Consider the following 15101-nt stretch of genomic DNA (forward strand, 5'->3'; position numbering starts at 1 on the left):
CCGAGGAGGCGCTGCCTGCTCTCGACGTCGCCGTCGGCGAGCCGACCACCGAGCCCACACCGGCCAAGCGCCGGGCGGCAGCCAGGCGGGCCGCCGCCACCGGCGTCGAGAAGGCATCTGCCAAGAAGGCTGGGGCGAAGAAGGCCACGGCGAAGAAGGCCACGGCGAAGAAGGCCACCGTCAAGAAGGCGGCGCCGAAGACAGCACCCGTCAAGAAGGCCACGGTCAAGAAGGCCACCGCCAAGAAGGCGGCGCCGAAGACAGCACCCGCCAAGAAGGCCACCGCCAAGAAGGCGGCACCGAAGACAGCACCCGCCAAGAAGGCCGCGGTCAAGACAGCACCCGCCAAGAAGGCCACCGCCAAGAAGGCCACGGCCGCCAAGACGGCGACAAGGAAGCGTGCGGTGCCGCGCGCCGTGGAGTCGGACGGCACAGAGGCCTGATCCCTCCGGGCCGGTGTCGTCGCCTCCCGTGCAGTCAGGGGTGGGCGGTGGCGGCGGGTAGGTTGCGCCTCCATGGGTGAGGACGCAGCCTCGGGCGACTGGGTCGAGCGGTTCAACGCCGCCGGCGGCGACGACCTGTCGCCACGGCGGGCGGAGATGCGGCGAGTGGCGGCCGCGACCCGCGAGGTCATCGAGCGGCTGGTGGCCACCGCGGCGCCCTTGGAGGCGCTCACCGGCGCCGCCGAGCACCTCGAGGCGGCCCTGGCCGAGCTGGAGGGTCACGGCCAGGGACGCCTCTACGAGGGCTTCGCCGAGTCGGCCAACGCTGGCGACCCTCGTGCCTTCTTCGACCACAGCCCGATCATCGGAGGTGCCAACCCGTTGGCGCCGCCCCTTCGCCTCGAGGTGCGCGGCGGCGCGATCCACGGCCATGCCCGCTTCGGTGCCGCCTACGAGGGTCCACCGAGCAGCGTGCACGGCGGCTACGTCGCTGCCGCCTTCGACGAAGTCCTCGGGATGGCCCAGTCGCTCGGCGGCAACCCGGGCATGACCGGGACCCTGACGGTCCGCTACCGCCGGCCGACCCCCCTGCACACCGACCTCCGCTTCGAGGCCACCCTCGACCGTCAGGAGGGCCGCAAGCTGTTCACCTCCGGCCGGCTCTTCGCCGGCGACGACCTCACCGCCGAGGCCGAGGGGATCTTCATCAGCGTCGACTTTGCCAAGATCGCCGCCATGATGGCCCGCCGCGACGACGAGTAGGGCTCCGGCGCCCAGCGCACCCGTTCCCTGGAGTGATACCCCGGCCGGCAGGTCAGCCGGCCGGGCCGAGGGTGGTGGCGATGAGGGTCGCCTCGCCGGCCAGGTGCTCCTCGATGCCAGAGAGGATGGCCCGCTCGACGGTGCGCCCGACGAGCGGATAGCGAACCTTGAGCTCGCCGGAGACGCGCCGGCAGGTGCCGGCGCCGACAGGTGCGAGCACGTAGGAGCCGTGGCAGGTGAGGCGGTCGGCGTAGTGGTCGGGCACGATGAGGAACGAGGCGGTCGCCCGGCCGAGGTCGTAGGTGACCTCCTCCACCCAGGTGAGACGGGCGGGGTCGAGGACGGCGGTGACCGGGCCCGGGAGGTCGCCCACGAAGCGGTGGCGCACCCGCTGGCGCACCTCGCCGTCGTCAGCGTGGTGCTCGAGCAGCTCGGGTTGGCCGAGGCGGGGGAGCGCCTCGAGGCGGGGGACGAAGTCAGGATCGACCAGCACGCCGAGGACGGCCTCCACCGAGCCGGGCAGCTGCTGCTCGAGCTCGAAGTGCACGCTGGGGAGACTAGGAGGCGGCGGCGGTGTCGGAGCGGCTGTCGCCGGCGGCGGCCACGACGCCGAGGATGGCGTCGCCATAGCGGTGTGCCTTCACGGGGCCGAGCCCTGGCAGGGACATGAGTGCCTCGTGGTCGCGCGGGCGGGCCTCGGCCACGGCGGCGAGGGTGGTGTCGTGCAGGATCACCGGTGCCGGCACCCCCGAGGTGCGGGCCGCGTCGGCCCGCCATGCCCGTAGGGCGGCGAGGATCTCGGGGTCGGCGCCGAGGCCGACGGTGACGGCGGGCCCGCGGGGGTGCCCGGAGAGCGCACGGGCGCTGCGGAGGCGGCGGCGCTCCTCGATGATGCGGTCGCGCCAGTCGGACTCGGCGCCGGTGGCGCCGGCGGCCAGGGCGGCCCGCGCCGCCTCGATCTCCTCCAGCCACGGTGACGGCCTCCGGGGCACGGTGCGGGTGCCGAATGTGCGCTGGCGCGCCCACGAGCAGTGGAGCTCGAGCTCGGCTCTCGTGATGGCGACGTAGAGCAGCCGCCGCTCCTCGTCGAGATCGGCGTCACCGGCGCCGCCGATGGGGACCAGGCCCTGCTCGAGGCCGGCGAGGAAGACGATCGGCCACTCGAGGCCCTTGGCGGCGTGGAAGGTGGCGAGCTCGACGGCCTCGCCCCTGCGGGCCGCCTCGACGCCGACCGTGGCGCTGAGCCAGGCGGCGAAGCCTTCGGGGGACCCGGCACGGTCGAGGGCCAGGTACTCGCGGCCGAGGCGAACGATCTCGGCCAGGGCGGCCCGGCGCTCGGCAGCCGGACCGTCCTCGACGTCGTCGGGGGTGGCGGCGCGCACCTGGAGGTCGAGGTCGGCGATCCGGGCGTGGAGGGGTCCGCGACCGTCCCGGAGGTGCCCCAGTGCTGCCTGCACCTCGGGCCGGCGGAGCAGGGCGCCACCGCCGCGGACGCGGAACGGGATGCCCGCGTCGCGGAGGGCGTCCTCGAGGAGGGCGAGCTGGGCATGGGTGCGGGTGAGCACGGCGAGGTGGGACCACGAGGTGCCGGGCCGGCGACGGTCGCGAAGGGACCGGGCGATGGCTCGGGCCTCGTCACCGTCGGTGGGGTGGGAGCGGACCGTGGGGATCGGACCGTCGGGACGGTGGGCTCGCAGCCCGGTGGCTCGGCCGGTGGCGCCCGTGAGGACGGCGGCGGCCACGGCCAGGACCTGGGGGCTGGAGCGGAAGCTGTCGGTGAGGTGGACGACGGTGGCGCCCGGGTGGGCGGCGGCGAAGTTGGTGAGGTGGCGGGGGTCGGCACCGTTCCAGGCGTAGATGGCCTGGTTGGGGTCGCCGACCACGCACAGGTCGCTGCTGCGGCCCCGCCACCCCTCGAGCAGGTGGTGCTGCACGGGGTTGACGTCCTGGAACTCGTCGACGAAGAGGTGACGGTGCTGCCAGCGCTGGGACTGGGCGAAGCCCTCGTCGGTGTCGAGGGCGGCGGCGCACTGCAGGAGGATGTCGTCGAAGTCGATGAGGCCACGCCTGCGCTTCTCCTCCTCGTAGCGCTCGTAGACGGCAGCCAGCTCGGCGGGGGGGAGCGGTGGCTGGCGCCCTTCGGCGCGAGCGGCCGCCTCGTAGCCGGCGGGATCGATCATGCGCGCCTTGGCCCACTCGATCTCGTTGGCCACGTCGCCGGGCTGCACGCCCTCGGCCCGGCCGAGGAGGGGACCGAGGATGCGGGCCTTGCGCTCGAGGAGGGTGGGCGCCGGCCGCCCGGCGTCGGCCCAGCGGCGGCGCAGCTGGGCGAAGGCGACGCCGTGGAACGTGCCGGCGGCGACGGTGTCGCGCACGCCGAGCGCGCCGAGGCGCGAGGTGAGCTCGCCCGCCGCCTTGCGGGTGAAGGTGAGGGCGAGGACGTGGCGGGGGTCGGCGGAGTCCGTGGCCACCCGGTGGGCGATTCGGCGGGTGAGGACACGGGTCTTGCCCGACCCGGCGCCAGCGAGGATGCACAGCGGGGCGCCATCGGAGGTGACGGCGTCGACCTGAGCATCGGTGAGCCCGTCGAGCAGCGCAGGGATGTCCACGCACCGCAGCGTAGGAACGGGGTGTGACAGGGCGGTGGATGGTCGCCGGTAGCGTCGGCCCGGTGATCGAGGTGACCCCCGAGCGGTTCGAGGAGCTGGTTGCCGATGCCCTCGACACCATCCCCGAGGAGCTCGGGCGGCGGATGGACAACGTCATCGTCCAGGTCCGCGACCAGTCCCGTGTGGGACTCCTCGGCCTGTACCAGGGGGTGCCGCTGACCGAGCGAGGCGACTACAGCCTGGCGATGCCCGACCGCATCACCGTCTACCGCCTCCCCATCTGCCAGCGCTGCCGGAGCGAGGGGGAGGTGGTCGAGCAGGTGCGCATCACGGTGATCCACGAGGTGGCCCACCACTTCGGGATCGACGACGACCGCCTCGACGAGCTGGGTTGGGCCTGAGGCCGAGCGGTAGCGTCGGACACCGTGGCCCACCTCGCTGTCACCGCCTTCGGGGTGGACCGTCCGGGCATCGTCGCCACCGTCACCGGTGTGCTGGTCGAACACGGGGGCAACCTCGAGGACACCGCCATGACCATCCTCGGCGGCCACTTCGCCATGATGCTGGTGGTGGAGGTGCCCGATGAGGAGGGCGCCGACGCCCTCGAGGCCGCCCTCGTCGATGCGGTGGCGCCGCTCGGGCTCACCGTCGTGGTGCGGCCAATCGACGACGCCGGCAGCGCCCGGGCCACGGGTTCGCCCTGGGCGGTGTCGGTCTACGGTGCCGATCAGCCCGGCATCGTCCACCGGGTGACGCAGCTGCTCGCCGACCGGGGGGCCAACGTGGCCGACCTCAGCACCCGTGTGGTCGGCCCTGCCGGCGCCCCCGCGTACGTGATGCTCCTCGAGGTCGTCCTCCCCGACGACGTCGACCCCGACGAGCTCGGTGACGAGCTGCGCCGGGTGGCTGGCGACCTCGGGGTCGAGGTCCACCTCCGGCCCGACGACGCCGACGTCCTCTGAACCCGCCCTCGCCCGCCGTGCCCCCCGTCCTACAGCTGCCGCACCCGGTGCTGTCCCGGCCGTGCGTGCCCGTGGGCGAGCTCGACGACGCGGCGCGCCGCCTCGGACGTGACCTCCTCGACGCCATGCGGTCGGCGGACCACAGCGTGGGGGTGGCAGCGCCTCAGATCGGGGTGTCTCGCCGGGCGTTCTGCATCGACGTCACCGGACACCGGAAGGCCCGCTCGTGCCACGGCGAGGTCGTCCTCTTCGACCCCGTGGTGGTGTCGTCGTCCGGTGTGGAGGTGGGCCGCGAGGGGTGCATGAGCGTCCCCGACCTCACCGGCGACGTCCCCCGGGCCACCGAGATCGTGGTGCGCGGCGTCGACCTCGCCGGCCGGGAGCGCACCCTCACCTGCGACGCGTTCGAGGCCAGGGCGGTGCAACACGAGCTCGACCACCTCGACGGTCTGCTCTTCCTGGACCGTGTCGTCTCCGACGACCGCGTCTTCCGGCGGCGCGTCTACCGCTGAGCCCCGAGCGGCGCGGGGTACGCTCCGCGGCCGTGGCGTTCCCGCGCAAGCTGCTCCACGACGACGAGCAGGTCGCGGCCGACCTCCGTCCGCACTGGTGGTCCCTGGCCGGGCCGACGGCGACGCTGGTGCTCGCGCTCGTGGCGCTCGTCGCCCTGTCCGCCAACCGGGCGCCCGACTGGGCGACCGTGGGGGCCGGCGCGGTGACGGTCGTGGCTCTGGCCTGGTTCGTCGGCCGCTACGCCCGTTGGGCCACCACGAGCTTTGTGGTGACCACCGACCGACTGATCTCCCGTGAGGGCGTGCTGGCCAAGCGCGGGATCGAGATCCCCCTCGAGCGGGTCAACACCGTGTTCTTCGACCAGAGCCTCTTCGAGCGCGTGCTGCGCTATGGCGACCTCGTGATCGAGTCGGCGGGGGAGGGGGGGAGGCAGCACTTCACCGACATCCCTCGGCCCTCGGCGATCCAGAACGAGATCTACCGCCGGATCGAGGACAACCAGCGTCGCCTGTCGGGTGGCCACCGCCCGGGGTCGGTGGCCGAGGAGCTCGACCGCCTCGACGGCCTGCGCCGGCGGGGCGTCCTCACGGAGGAGGAGTTCTCGGTGCAGAAGGCCCGCTTGCTCGGCCGCCGCTGAGCCCGGACGCGCCGACGGGCCGGGTGGGACCCGGTCCGCCGAGGCTGGTTCGCGTGGTGGTGCGCCCGCTAGAGCCGGCGGTCCTCCCGGACCACGGTCTCCTCGGTGCGCCCAGAGCCGTAGGGCGAGAAGCTGCTCCAGAAGAGCATGGAGAGCAGGAGCCCGATGGCGCCGACGATCATGAGGATGACCCCCACGGTGTTGAGGTCGATGCCCTCGGCCGTCACCGAGATGGCGAAGGTCAGGATCGCCCCCAGTGCCAAGAGGAAAACGCTCACTCCGATACCCATGCCGACTACCTCCTCGGCGGGACGACGTCAGTCGTGCCGCCATGTCGCGTTGGATTGCTGCCTACCCGGGATCGCGCGCAGCGCAAACGTCGGTCGCGGCGACGGTGACGCTCCGCGCGGGGCGTCGTCGGATCAGGCGGGGCCCAGGGGCTTCTCGAAGCACCGACTGGACGAGGAGCCGGCGTAGTACCCGTACGGGTCGATGGGCTCGTAGCCGGCGGAGGCATACAGGCGAATGGCCTCCGGTTGGCCCGTGCCCGTCTCGAGCCGCACCGCCCGGTAGCCGAGGCGCCGGGCCTCGTCCTCGAGGGCGGCGAGCAGCGCCCGGGCCACGCCGGTCCCGCGGGCGGCCGGTGCGGTCCACATCCGCTTGATCTCCCCGGTCGTCGGACCGTGGCGGCGCAGGCCGGCGCACCCCACGGCGGCGCCGTCGACCCAGGCCACGAGGTAGGTGCCGGCGGGTGGCGCCAGGTCACCGGGTGCGATCTCGGCGTGGTAGTCGTGGCTCGCCTCGATGGCGGCGTCGTCGTCGCCGATGTCCGCGTAGCGCTCCTCGAGCTCGTCGGCCAGCTCGTGCACGAGGCGCTGGCCGAGCGGCCCGTGGTAGTCCTCCCGGGTGATCTGCAGGCCGGTGCGAACACCGTGGCGGTCCATGGCCGAACCCTACGTCCGGTCGGTGGCAGCCCAGGGGGTCGACGGCACCCGTACTTGACCGCTCGGTCAAGTACCGGCGAGCATGCGGACATGTCGACCGCAGAGGTGCAAGACGGGATCGAGCTGGAGTACGAGACGTTCGGCGATGCTGCCGGCGATCCGCTGCTCCTCGTCATGGGACTGGGGGCCCAGATGGTCGCCTGGGACGCCGCGTTCTGCCAGCGGTTCGCCGACGAGGGGTTCTTCGTGGTGCGCTACGACAACCGCGACGTGGGCCGCTCCACCAAGATCGAGAGCGACGAACCCCTCGACGTGCCCGGCGCCCTCGTCGCCGCCTTCACCGGCGGCGAGGTGAAGGCGCCCTACCTGGTGCAGGACATGGCCGACGACGCCTTCGGCCTGCTCGACGCCCTCGGCATCGGGAGCGCCCACGTGGTGGGCGCGTCCATGGGCGGGATGATCGTCCAGGCCATGGCCATCAGCCGGCCAGAGCGGCTCCGCAGCGTCACGTCGATCATGTCGACGACCGGCGACCCCGCAGTGGGCGGCGCCAGCGAGGAGGCCATGGCCCTCCTGGTGCGCCCGCCGGCCCAGAGCCGAGAGCAGTACCTCGAGGCCACGGTGGCGGCCGAGCAGCTGCTCAACGGCCCGACCATCCCCTTCGACGCCGAGCGCTCCCGCCGCCGCGCCGAGGTCCAGTGGGACCGCGGCTACTACCCGGTGGGCGTGGGCCGCCAGCTCATCGCCATCCTCGCCTCCGGTGACCGCACCGAGGGGCTCGGGTCGGTCGCCGTGCCGTTCCTCGTGATCCACGGCGACGCCGACCCGCTCGTCGGCTACACGGGCGGTGAGGCCACTGCCAAGGCCGTTCCCGGCGCCGAGCTGATGACCATCGAGGGCATGGGCCACAACCTGCCGGTGCCGGCATGGGACGAGATCGTCCCCGCCGTCATCGCCCACGCCCGGAAGGCCGCCTGACGTGGCCGGGCCGCTGCAGGGCATCCGCATCATCGAGATCGCCGGGATCGGGCCGGGACCGTTCGCGGCGATGATGCTCGCCGACATGGGTGCCGACGTGATCCGCGTCGACCGGGCCCAGGCGGTGACCGGCGGCGACCCGGCCACCCCTCCGGCGGACGTCCTCAACCGCGGGCGGCGCTCGATCGGGGTCGACCTCAAGCACCCGGACGGCGTCGAGGCCGTGCTGCGCCTCGTCGAGTCGGCCGATGCCCTCATCGAGGGCTTCCGGCCCGGTGTGACCGAGCGCCTCGGGATCGGCCCCGACGACTGCCTGGCTCGCAACCCCAGGCTCGTCTATGGCCGCATGACCGGCTGGGGTCAGGATGGCCCATACGCCTCGGCCGCCGGCCACGACATCAACTACATCGCCCTCGCCGGCGCGCTCGAGCCCATCGGCCGCGCCGGACAGCCCCCCACCCCACCGCTCAACCTGGTGGGCGACTTCGGTGGCGGTGGCCTCATGCTCGCCTTCGGCATCGCCTGCGGCCTCCTCGAGTCGAGGGCCTCGGGGGAGGGCCAGGTCGTCGACGCCGCCATGGTCGACGGTGCCGCCACGCTCATGACCATGTTCTACGGCTTCAAGGCCATGGGGTTCTGGGAGCCGGAGCGAGGCACCAACATGCTCGACACCGGCGCCCCCTTCTACGACGTCTACGAGTGCAGCGACGGCCGCTACGTCTCCATCGGCTCCATCGAGCCGCAGTTCTACGCCGAGCTCCGGCGTCTCGCCGGCCTCGACGACGACGCCTGGTCGGCGCAGATGGACCGCTCGCAGTGGCCGGCGCTCAAGGAGCGGATGGCCGAGGTCTTCCGCACCAAGAGCCGCGACGAGTGGTGCGCGCTGATGGAGCACACCGACGTCTGCTTCGCCCCTGTCCTGTCGCTCGACGAGGCCCACCGCCACCCCCACAACGTGGCGCGGGGCACCTTCACCGAGCGCGAGGGCGTGGTGCAGCCGTCACCGGCGCCCCGCTTCAGCCGCACCGCACCCGAGATCCAGCGCCCGCCGTCCCACCCGGGCCAGCACAGCGATGAGGTCCTGGCCGAGTGGGGATTCAGCGAGGGCGACATCACCAAGCTCCGCGAGGCCGGCGCCGTCCGCTGACTCGGCCAGACTGTTCGCCATGGCAACGCTGGTCTGCTTCCACGCCCACCCCGACGACGAGGCCATCAGCACCGGTGGCACCATGGCGGCCGCCGTCGCCGACGGCCACCGGGTGGTCCTGGTGTGCGCGACCCGGGGCGAGCTGGGCGAGGTGGCCGACGGCGTCCTCCGCCCGGGTGAGTCGCTGGCCGATCGCCGGACCATCGAGACTGAGGCAGCGGCCCTGATCCTCGGCGTCGACCGGGTGGCGTTCCTCGGCTACAGCGACTCGGGGATGATCGGGCTCCCCACCAACGACGAAGCCGGGTGCTTCTGGCAGGCCGACGTCGAGGAGGCAGCGGCGCGCCTCGCGGCGATCCTCACCGAGGAGGACGCCGACGTGCTCACCGTCTACGACGACCACGGCGGCTACGGCCACCCCGACCACATCCAGGTCCATCGGGTGGGCGTGCGCGCCGCCGAGCTGGCCGGCACGGGCCGCGTCTACGAGGCCACCATGAACCGTGACCACTTCCGGGCGCTGGTCGAGCGGGCCCGGGAGGACACCCGGATGGCCCTCCCCGACGACGTGCCCGATGTCAGCGAGATGGGCACCCCGGAGGCACAGCTCACCACCTGCGTCGACGTCAGCGCCCAGCTCGCCTCGAAGCGCATGGCCATGCGGGCCCACGCCAGCCAGATCGCCGAGACGTCGTTCTTCCTGGCCATGCCCGAGGACGCGTTCGCCGAGTCGTTCGGCACGGAGTGGTTCGTCCGCCGCGGCGTGCCGACTCCGGTCGAGACCGTGGAGACCTCGCTCTTCGAGAGCCTCGACTGACGGAGCAGAGCCCAGGGCTGCTGGGTAGGGTTGATACCACTGTCAGCCATGTTCGCCAGGACTCGGCGTCGAAGGAGTGGTCGCACGTGAAGCAGATCCTGCCGGTGGAGGAGCTCGCTCGGGACGAGCGCTTCGAGCGCACCAAGATCGAGGAGCGGATCTTCGATCCCCGCAACGCCAACGTGCCCCGAGCCAAGCGCAGCGGCCTGTCGCCCGAGGAGCCCGACGCCCCCGATGCCGCCAGGGCGCTGATGCACGGCATCTTCGTGGGCGAGATCCAGGCCCTCGAGGTCGCCGGGCGCACTTGCTGGGACTTCCCCACCGGTGAGGGGCGCGACGAAGCACCGTTCCAGCTCAAGCTCGACATGGCCCGCCAGTCGTGGGACGAGGCCCGCCACGTCGAGATCGCCATCAAGCTCAACGAGCACATGGGCACCGAGGTGGGTGAGTTCGCCGAGCAGACGATGCTCTACGAGGCCGGCTGCAACATCGACCCCGTGCTGCGCCTGACCGGCGTCAACCGCGCCCTCGAGGGCCTTGCCATCGACGTGTTCAACACGATGCGGGAGTTCGGGGAGACCACCACCGACCCGGTGCTGTACTTCTGCGAGGACTGGATGCTGGCCGACGAGGTGACCCACGTGAAGATGGGGTCCGACTGGCTGCGTCGCATCACCGCCAACGACCCCGAGCGCCAGAAGGGCGCCCTCGAGTTCCAGCGGGCGGTCGACAAGCTCTTCAGCTTCGGCGGTTTCCGAGGTGAGGACGAGGACAGCCCGGTGCACCTGGCGCGGCGCTTCCGACAGCTCGCCGGGTTCTCTGAGGGGGAGATCGACGACCTCGTCGAGGTCTCGGCCGAGGCCTCCCGCGAGGCGCGCGCTGCTGCCGCGGCCGCCGTCCCCGCCTAGCCACTCCACGTCCCCTGGACCTCCTCGAGCTCCACGTCGCCTGGGCGTGGGTGGTGGTCGTCGGCAACGGCATCGCCGGCGGATGGGCGCTGGCCGCCCACGGCGTCGAGACCCTGCGGGGCCGCGCCCTGTGGTGGTTCACCGCGGCCGCGCAGCTCGCCATCGTCGCCCAGGTGGTGGTCGGCGTGGTGCTGGTCGCGGGCGAGGGGCGCACCGTCGAGCAGCTGCACCAGCTCTACGGGTTCGTCGCCCTCATCGGGGTGGGGATCCTCTACTCCTACCGGGCCCAGCTCCGCGGCCAGGTGTACCTGCTCTACGGCTTCGGCGGCCTGTTCCTCATGGGCCTCGCCATCCGGGCCATGATCCTCCACGGTCCCGCCTGACGCAGGCGACCGCCCGAACCTAGAGGTGCACCACCGTGCAGGTCAGGGTCCGGGTGATGCCGTCGATCATCTGGACGCGGCTCACGACCATCTTGCCGAGGTCGTCGACCGTCCCGGACTCGGCCCTGGCGATGACGTCGTAGGGGCCGGTGACGTCCTCGGACGACACGACGCCGTCGATGTCACCGACCTCCACGGCAACCTGGGCGGCCTTGCCGACCTCGGTCTGGATCAGGATGTACGCGCTGACGGCCATTGGGTGAGCCTCCTCGTCGGGTTGGAGGATCGTAGGCCGTCGGCGTCGGTCTAGCGTCCGGCCCATGGAGGTGGTGGCAGGCCTGGTCGCCGTGGCCCTCGCCGTGGCCCTCGCCGTGCTGCTCGTCCGTGAGCACCTCGGCGCCCGCGCCGCGGGTCGGCGGTCCGACGCCATGGTGGCAGCGCTGCGGTCGGAGCTCGCCGACGCCGAGGAGCATGTCGAGCAAGCCCGGGACGGGCTGCGGGTCGCGGAGCGGGCGGCAACGGAGGCGAGCGAGCGAGCAAGCGTCGCCGAGGACGTGGCCACCTCGCTCTGGCTGCTCGAGGTGGAGCGGGCCGAGCGGGCCTGGCGCGAGTCCGTCGTGCCACTCGAGGACGCCGATGCGGCGCGCTCGACGGGAGCGCAGCTCGAGGTCGCCGTGCGCTGGGAGCTCGACCGCCTGCGCGAGGAGGCGGGGGTCCCCACCGCGGTCCGGGGCACGCTCGGAGCGGCGCTGCCAGCCGCCACCGCCCTCGTGGCCCTGCGGGCCACGCAGGAGGTGCTCGCCGCGGTCACCCGCTGCTGCGACGAGGTCGACGTCGAGCTCGCCGACAACCCCCAGGACGGGCTGACGATCGTGGTCACCGGCGGGGGCCAGGTCGCCCCCTTTGAGCTGCCGGCGGGAGTGGCCGGGGCGGTGGCGACGAGGTGCGGGACCCTCGTCGAGCGCGCCGGTGAGGAGGGATCGGTGGTCGTCGAGCTGCGGATGTCCTGACGCCCCGCGTCGGCGGCCCGGCGGTGCGCCGGTAGCGTTGCGGCGGTGAGCGACCGCCCCCAGGACCCCTCCCGCGGCCTGCACCCGGCCCCTGCCCGTGACGACGCCGCCCAGCTCGAGCGGGTCCTCTTCGAGGTCAAGAAGGTCATCGTCGGCCAGGACCGGTTGCTCGAGCGGGTGCTCGTCAGCCTCCTGGCGCGCGGTCACTGCCTCATCGAGGGTGTGCCGGGGCTGGCCAAGACGCTCACCATCGAGACCGTGGCCAGCGCCGTCGGGGGCCGCTTCGTGCGGCTGCAGTTCACGCCCGACCTGGTCCCCTCCGACATCGTGGGCACCCGCATCTACCGGACGTCGAGCGAGCGCTTCGACGTCGAGCTGGGGCCGATCTTCGCCAACTTCGTCCTCGCCGACGAGATCAACCGGGCGCCCGCCAAGGTGCAGTCCGCCCTCCTCGAGGTGATGGCCGAGAAGCACGTCTCGATCGCGGGGGTGACCCACCCCGTGCCCCTGCCGTTCCAGGTGCTCGCCACCCAGAACCCCATCGAGTCGGAGGGGGTCTACCCCCTCCCCGAGGCCCAGCGCGACCGCTTCCTGATGAAGCTGATCGTCGGCTACCCGAGCCAGGGCGAGGAGATGGAGGTGGTGCGCCGCATGGGTGTCCACCCCCCGACGGCCACCGAGGTGCTCGGCCTCGACGAGCTCGTGCGCCTCCAGGCGTCGGCCGACGCGGTCTTCGCCGACGGCGGCACCGTCGACTACGCCGTGCGCCTGGTGCTCGCCACCCGCCACCCCGCCGACCACGGCCTGCCCGAGCTGGCGCCGTACATCGCCTACGGGGCCAGCCCCCGCGGCAGCCTGGGCCTCGTGGCAGCCGCCCGGGCCCTCGCCCTCCTCCGCGGTCGCGACTACGCCGTCCCCCAGGACGTCTTCGACGTGGCCTTCGACGTCCTCCGCCACCGCCTGGTGCTCTCCTACGAGGCCCTCGCCGAGGGCGTGGAGGCCGACGCCATCCTCTCCCGCATCCTCTCGGTGGTGACCGCGCCCATGGTCGAGTCGCGACGCCCCGATGAGGCCGCGTCGTCGACGGGCTGATGGAGCCCGCGCCCCCGAGGGCGGTCGACGTGGGTGCCGAGGCCGTCCTTCGGCGGCTCGAGCTGGCCGTCACCCGCCGGCTCGACGGCATGCTCCAGGGCGACTACCGGGGCCTGCGGCCGGGCCCGGGGAGCGAGCCGGGCGAGGCGCGGTCCTACGCCCCCGGCGACGATGTCCGTCTCATCGACTGGAACGTCACCGCCCGCACCGGGGAGGCCCACGTCCGCGTCCCGGTGTCCGACCGAGAGCTCGAGACGTGGGTGGTCGCCGACCTGTCGGCCAGCCTGGCCTTCGGCACCGCTGCCTGCGAGAAGCGTGACCTGGCGGTGGCGGCGGTCGGCGCCGTCGGCCACCTCACCGCCCGTGTGGGCAACCGGATCGGTGCCGTCCTGGTCAGCGCCGGCGGCACCCAGCGGGTGCCGGCCCGGCCCGGGCGGGACCACCTGCAGGCACTGCTCCACCGGACGGTCACCTCCCCGAGGCGTGACGGAGGTGGGGCGACCGATCTCGGCGGCGCCCTCCGGGAGGTCGCCCGGCTTGCCCAGCGGCGCGGCATGGTCGTGGTGGTGAGCGACTTCCTCGGACAGCCCGGCTGGGAGCGGCCGCTTCGGGCGCTCGCCGGCCGCCACGAGGTCGTCGCCATCGAGGTGGTGGATCCGCGGGAGCTCGAGCTTCCCGACGTCGGCCTGCTCGACCTCGTCGACCCCGAGACCGGTGCCCGCCTGGAGGTGCAGACAGGGCGTCGCCAGGTCCGGGCCCGCTACGCCGACGCCGCGGCTGCCGAGCGGGCGGCGATCGCTGCCGCCATCCGGGGAGCGGGTGCCGACCACCTCGTGCTCAGCACCGACCGCGACTGGCTGCTCGACCTGGTGCGCTTCGTCGACCGCCGCCGCCGGCATCGCCGTCCACCCCGCCCCGGGACGGCATCGTGACGTTCCTCGAGCCGGTCCGCCTGTGGCTGGCCCTCGTCGTGGTGGCGATGGCGGCCGCCTACGTCGTCCTCCAGGTCGTAGGACGCCGCAGGTACGCCGTCCGCTTCACCAACCTCGCCCTGCTCGGCTCGGTGGCGCCAAGACGGCCGGGGTGGCGGCGGCACCTGCCCGCCGCCCTGGTCCTGGGGTCGATGCTGGCGCTCGTCACGTCGCTGGCCCAGCCGGCGCGCGAGGAGCTCGTGGCACGGGAGCGGGCCACGATCGTGCTGGCCATCGACGTCTCGATCTCGATGGACGCCACCGACATCGCGCCGTCACGCTTCGATGCCGCCAAGGAGGCGGCGACGTCGTTCACCGAGGTGGTGCCCGAGCGCATCAACCTGGGCCTCGTCGCCTTCGCCGGCTCGGCTTCGGTGCTCGTCCCACCCACGACCGACCGCGACGCGGTGCGGGCCGCCATCGGGCGCCTCGAGCTGGCCGAGGCCACCGCCATCGGCGAGGCGGTCCTGGCCTCCCTCGACGCCATCCGCACCCTGCCCGAGGCCGAGGGGGCCGAGCCGGTGCCGGCCCACATCCTGGTGCTCTCCGACGGCGAGACGACGGTTGGGTCCCCCAACGAGGTCGCGGCCGAGGCGGCGCGCCAGGCGGGGGTGCCGGTGACCACCATCGCTTTCGGGACACCCGGCGGGGTGATCGAGTACGAGGGCCAGCTGGTGTCGGTCGAGGTCAACGAGCAGGAGCTGGCGGCGCTGGCCGACGCCACGGGAGGCTCGGCGTTCACTGCCGGTTCGGCCGCTGAGCTGGGCGCCGTCTACGACGACATCGGTAGCTCCATCGGCTTGGTGGCGGAGGACCGGGAGATCGGTCTGTGGTTCACCGCCGGCGCGTTCGCCCTGCTCCTGGTGGCTGCCGGTGCCTCGTTGGTCTGGTTCCAGCGCCTCCCCTGACGCCCCGACGTGGCAGC

20 protein-coding genes are annotated in these 15101 nt (G+C 73.1%); 15 read left to right on the forward strand and 5 right to left on the reverse strand.

Going from position 1 to position 15101, the window contains the following annotated elements; all coding sequences use genetic code 11:
• Together VMN58_05965 and VMN58_05970 are read left to right on the forward strand one after the other, a co-directional pair.
• Nucleotides 1-443 (forward strand): hypothetical protein (locus tag VMN58_05965; protein ID HUF32736.1); only part of this gene is annotated, 443 nt, incomplete at its 5' end.
• A gap of 72 nt (nucleotides 444-515) precedes the next feature.
• Entirely contained in the window at nucleotides 516-1205 is a 690-nt protein-coding gene (locus VMN58_05970) for a PaaI family thioesterase (protein ID HUF32737.1), read from the forward strand.
• A gap of 52 nt (nucleotides 1206-1257) precedes the next feature.
• On the opposite strand, the gene VMN58_05975 is transcribed toward VMN58_05970, so the two are convergent.
• Together VMN58_05975 and VMN58_05980 are read right to left on the reverse strand one after the other, a co-directional pair.
• Nucleotides 1258-1752 (reverse strand): DUF2505 domain-containing protein, encoded by a 495-nt coding sequence (locus VMN58_05975; GenBank protein HUF32738.1) that lies wholly within the window; start codon nucleotides 1750-1752, stop codon nucleotides 1258-1260.
• A gap of 10 nt (nucleotides 1753-1762) precedes the next feature.
• Nucleotides 1763-3814, reverse strand: a complete 2052-nt coding sequence (locus VMN58_05980; protein HUF32739.1) for an ATP-dependent DNA helicase UvrD2 — start codon at nucleotides 3812-3814, stop codon at nucleotides 1763-1765.
• Between the two features lie 62 nt (nucleotides 3815-3876).
• Between VMN58_05980 and VMN58_05985 the strand changes: the two genes are divergently transcribed.
• From VMN58_05985 to VMN58_06000, 4 genes are read left to right on the forward strand one after another with little or no spacing between them, the layout of a single operon-like run.
• A complete protein-coding gene (locus VMN58_05985; GenBank protein HUF32740.1) occupies nucleotides 3877-4215 on the forward strand; it encodes a metallopeptidase family protein in 339 nt (112 codons plus the stop codon).
• 24 nt (nucleotides 4216-4239) lie between these two features.
• A complete protein-coding gene (locus VMN58_05990) occupies nucleotides 4240-4776 on the forward strand; it encodes an ACT domain-containing protein (GenBank protein ID HUF32741.1) in 537 nt (178 codons plus the stop codon).
• Between the two features lie 17 nt (nucleotides 4777-4793).
• Nucleotides 4794-5288 (forward strand): peptide deformylase, encoded by a 495-nt coding sequence (gene def / locus VMN58_05995; protein HUF32742.1) that lies wholly within the window; start codon nucleotides 4794-4796, stop codon nucleotides 5286-5288.
• 32 nt (nucleotides 5289-5320) lie between these two features.
• Nucleotides 5321-5926: a PH domain-containing protein gene (locus VMN58_06000; GenBank protein HUF32743.1), complete on the forward strand. Its 606-nt coding sequence runs from the start codon at nucleotides 5321-5323 to the stop codon at nucleotides 5924-5926.
• A 68-nt stretch (nucleotides 5927-5994) separates the two neighbouring features.
• On the opposite strand, the gene VMN58_06005 is transcribed toward VMN58_06000, so the two are convergent.
• Nucleotides 5995-6204, reverse strand: coding sequence for a DUF6458 family protein (locus VMN58_06005; GenBank protein HUF32744.1), 210 nt, complete (start codon nucleotides 6202-6204; stop codon nucleotides 5995-5997).
• A 144-nt stretch (nucleotides 6205-6348) separates the two neighbouring features.
• A complete protein-coding gene (locus VMN58_06010; GenBank protein HUF32745.1) occupies nucleotides 6349-6870 on the reverse strand; it encodes a GNAT family N-acetyltransferase in 522 nt (173 codons plus the stop codon).
• A gap of 90 nt (nucleotides 6871-6960) precedes the next feature.
• Between VMN58_06010 and VMN58_06015 the strand changes: the two genes are divergently transcribed.
• The 5 genes from VMN58_06015 to VMN58_06035 all read left to right on the forward strand — a co-directional run bounded on the left by VMN58_06015 (nucleotide 6961) and on the right by VMN58_06035 (nucleotide 11103).
• Entirely contained in the window at nucleotides 6961-7848 is an 888-nt protein-coding gene (locus VMN58_06015) for an alpha/beta hydrolase (protein HUF32746.1), read from the forward strand.
• Between the two features lies 1 nt (nucleotide 7849).
• Nucleotides 7850-8995, forward strand: a complete 1146-nt coding sequence (locus tag VMN58_06020) for a CaiB/BaiF CoA-transferase family protein (protein ID HUF32747.1) — start codon at nucleotides 7850-7852, stop codon at nucleotides 8993-8995.
• Between the two features lie 19 nt (nucleotides 8996-9014).
• Nucleotides 9015-9812, forward strand: coding sequence for a PIG-L family deacetylase (locus VMN58_06025; protein HUF32748.1), 798 nt, complete (start codon nucleotides 9015-9017; stop codon nucleotides 9810-9812).
• A gap of 86 nt (nucleotides 9813-9898) precedes the next feature.
• Nucleotides 9899-10720: a DUF455 family protein gene (locus VMN58_06030; GenBank protein ID HUF32749.1), complete on the forward strand. Its 822-nt coding sequence runs from the start codon at nucleotides 9899-9901 to the stop codon at nucleotides 10718-10720.
• A gap of 50 nt (nucleotides 10721-10770) precedes the next feature.
• Nucleotides 10771-11103, forward strand: coding sequence for a hypothetical protein (locus VMN58_06035; protein HUF32750.1), 333 nt, complete (start codon nucleotides 10771-10773; stop codon nucleotides 11101-11103).
• 19 nt (nucleotides 11104-11122) lie between these two features.
• On the opposite strand, the gene VMN58_06040 is transcribed toward VMN58_06035, so the two are convergent.
• Nucleotides 11123-11359 carry an Lrp/AsnC family transcriptional regulator gene (locus VMN58_06040; GenBank protein HUF32751.1) on the reverse strand — a complete coding sequence of 79 codons (237 nt, stop codon included), beginning with the start codon at nucleotides 11357-11359 and terminating at the stop codon, nucleotides 11123-11125.
• Between the two features lie 64 nt (nucleotides 11360-11423).
• Here VMN58_06040 and VMN58_06045 point away from each other — a divergent pair, with 64 nt between their 5' ends.
• The 4 genes from VMN58_06045 to VMN58_06060 are packed head-to-tail and all read left to right on the forward strand — an operon-like array spanning nucleotide 11424 to nucleotide 15084.
• Entirely contained in the window at nucleotides 11424-12113 is a 690-nt protein-coding gene (locus VMN58_06045; GenBank protein HUF32752.1) for a hypothetical protein, read from the forward strand.
• A gap of 45 nt (nucleotides 12114-12158) precedes the next feature.
• Nucleotides 12159-13205 (forward strand): AAA family ATPase, encoded by a 1047-nt coding sequence (locus tag VMN58_06050; protein ID HUF32753.1) that lies wholly within the window; start codon nucleotides 12159-12161, stop codon nucleotides 13203-13205.
• Nucleotides 13206-13234: 29 nt separating this feature from the next.
• Nucleotides 13235-14137, forward strand: a complete 903-nt coding sequence (locus VMN58_06055) for a DUF58 domain-containing protein (protein ID HUF32754.1) — start codon at nucleotides 13235-13237, stop codon at nucleotides 14135-14137.
• Nucleotides 14134-15084 carry a VWA domain-containing protein gene (locus VMN58_06060; GenBank protein ID HUF32755.1) on the forward strand — a complete coding sequence of 317 codons (951 nt, stop codon included), beginning with the start codon at nucleotides 14134-14136 and terminating at the stop codon, nucleotides 15082-15084. Before VMN58_06055 ends, VMN58_06060 begins: the two co-directional genes overlap by 4 nt.
• Nucleotides 15085-15101 lie beyond the last annotated feature (17 nt).

This window comes from Acidimicrobiales bacterium (assembly GCA_035512495.1).
In the GTDB taxonomy this organism is placed as follows: domain Bacteria; phylum Actinomycetota; class Acidimicrobiia; order Acidimicrobiales; family CADCSY01; genus DATKDW01.

What these genes read in the sequence shown, in the direction of transcription:
- VMN58_05970 (HUF32737.1), top strand. Translation starts at nt 516, where the DNA reads ATGGGTGAGGACGCAGCCTCGGGCGACTGGGTCGAGCGGTTCAACGCC.
- VMN58_06010 (HUF32745.1), bottom strand. Translation starts at nt 6,870, where the DNA reads ATGGACCGCCACGGTGTTCGCACCGGCCTGCAGATCACCCGGGAGGAC.
- VMN58_06015 (HUF32746.1), top strand. Translation starts at nt 6,961, where the DNA reads ATGTCGACCGCAGAGGTGCAAGACGGGATCGAGCTGGAGTACGAGACG.
- VMN58_06025 (HUF32748.1), top strand. Translation starts at nt 9,015, where the DNA reads ATGGCAACGCTGGTCTGCTTCCACGCCCACCCCGACGACGAGGCCATC.
- VMN58_06040 (HUF32751.1), bottom strand. Translation starts at nt 11,359, where the DNA reads ATGGCCGTCAGCGCGTACATCCTGATCCAGACCGAGGTCGGCAAGGCC.
- VMN58_06045 (HUF32752.1), top strand. Translation starts at nt 11,424, where the DNA reads ATGGAGGTGGTGGCAGGCCTGGTCGCCGTGGCCCTCGCCGTGGCCCTC.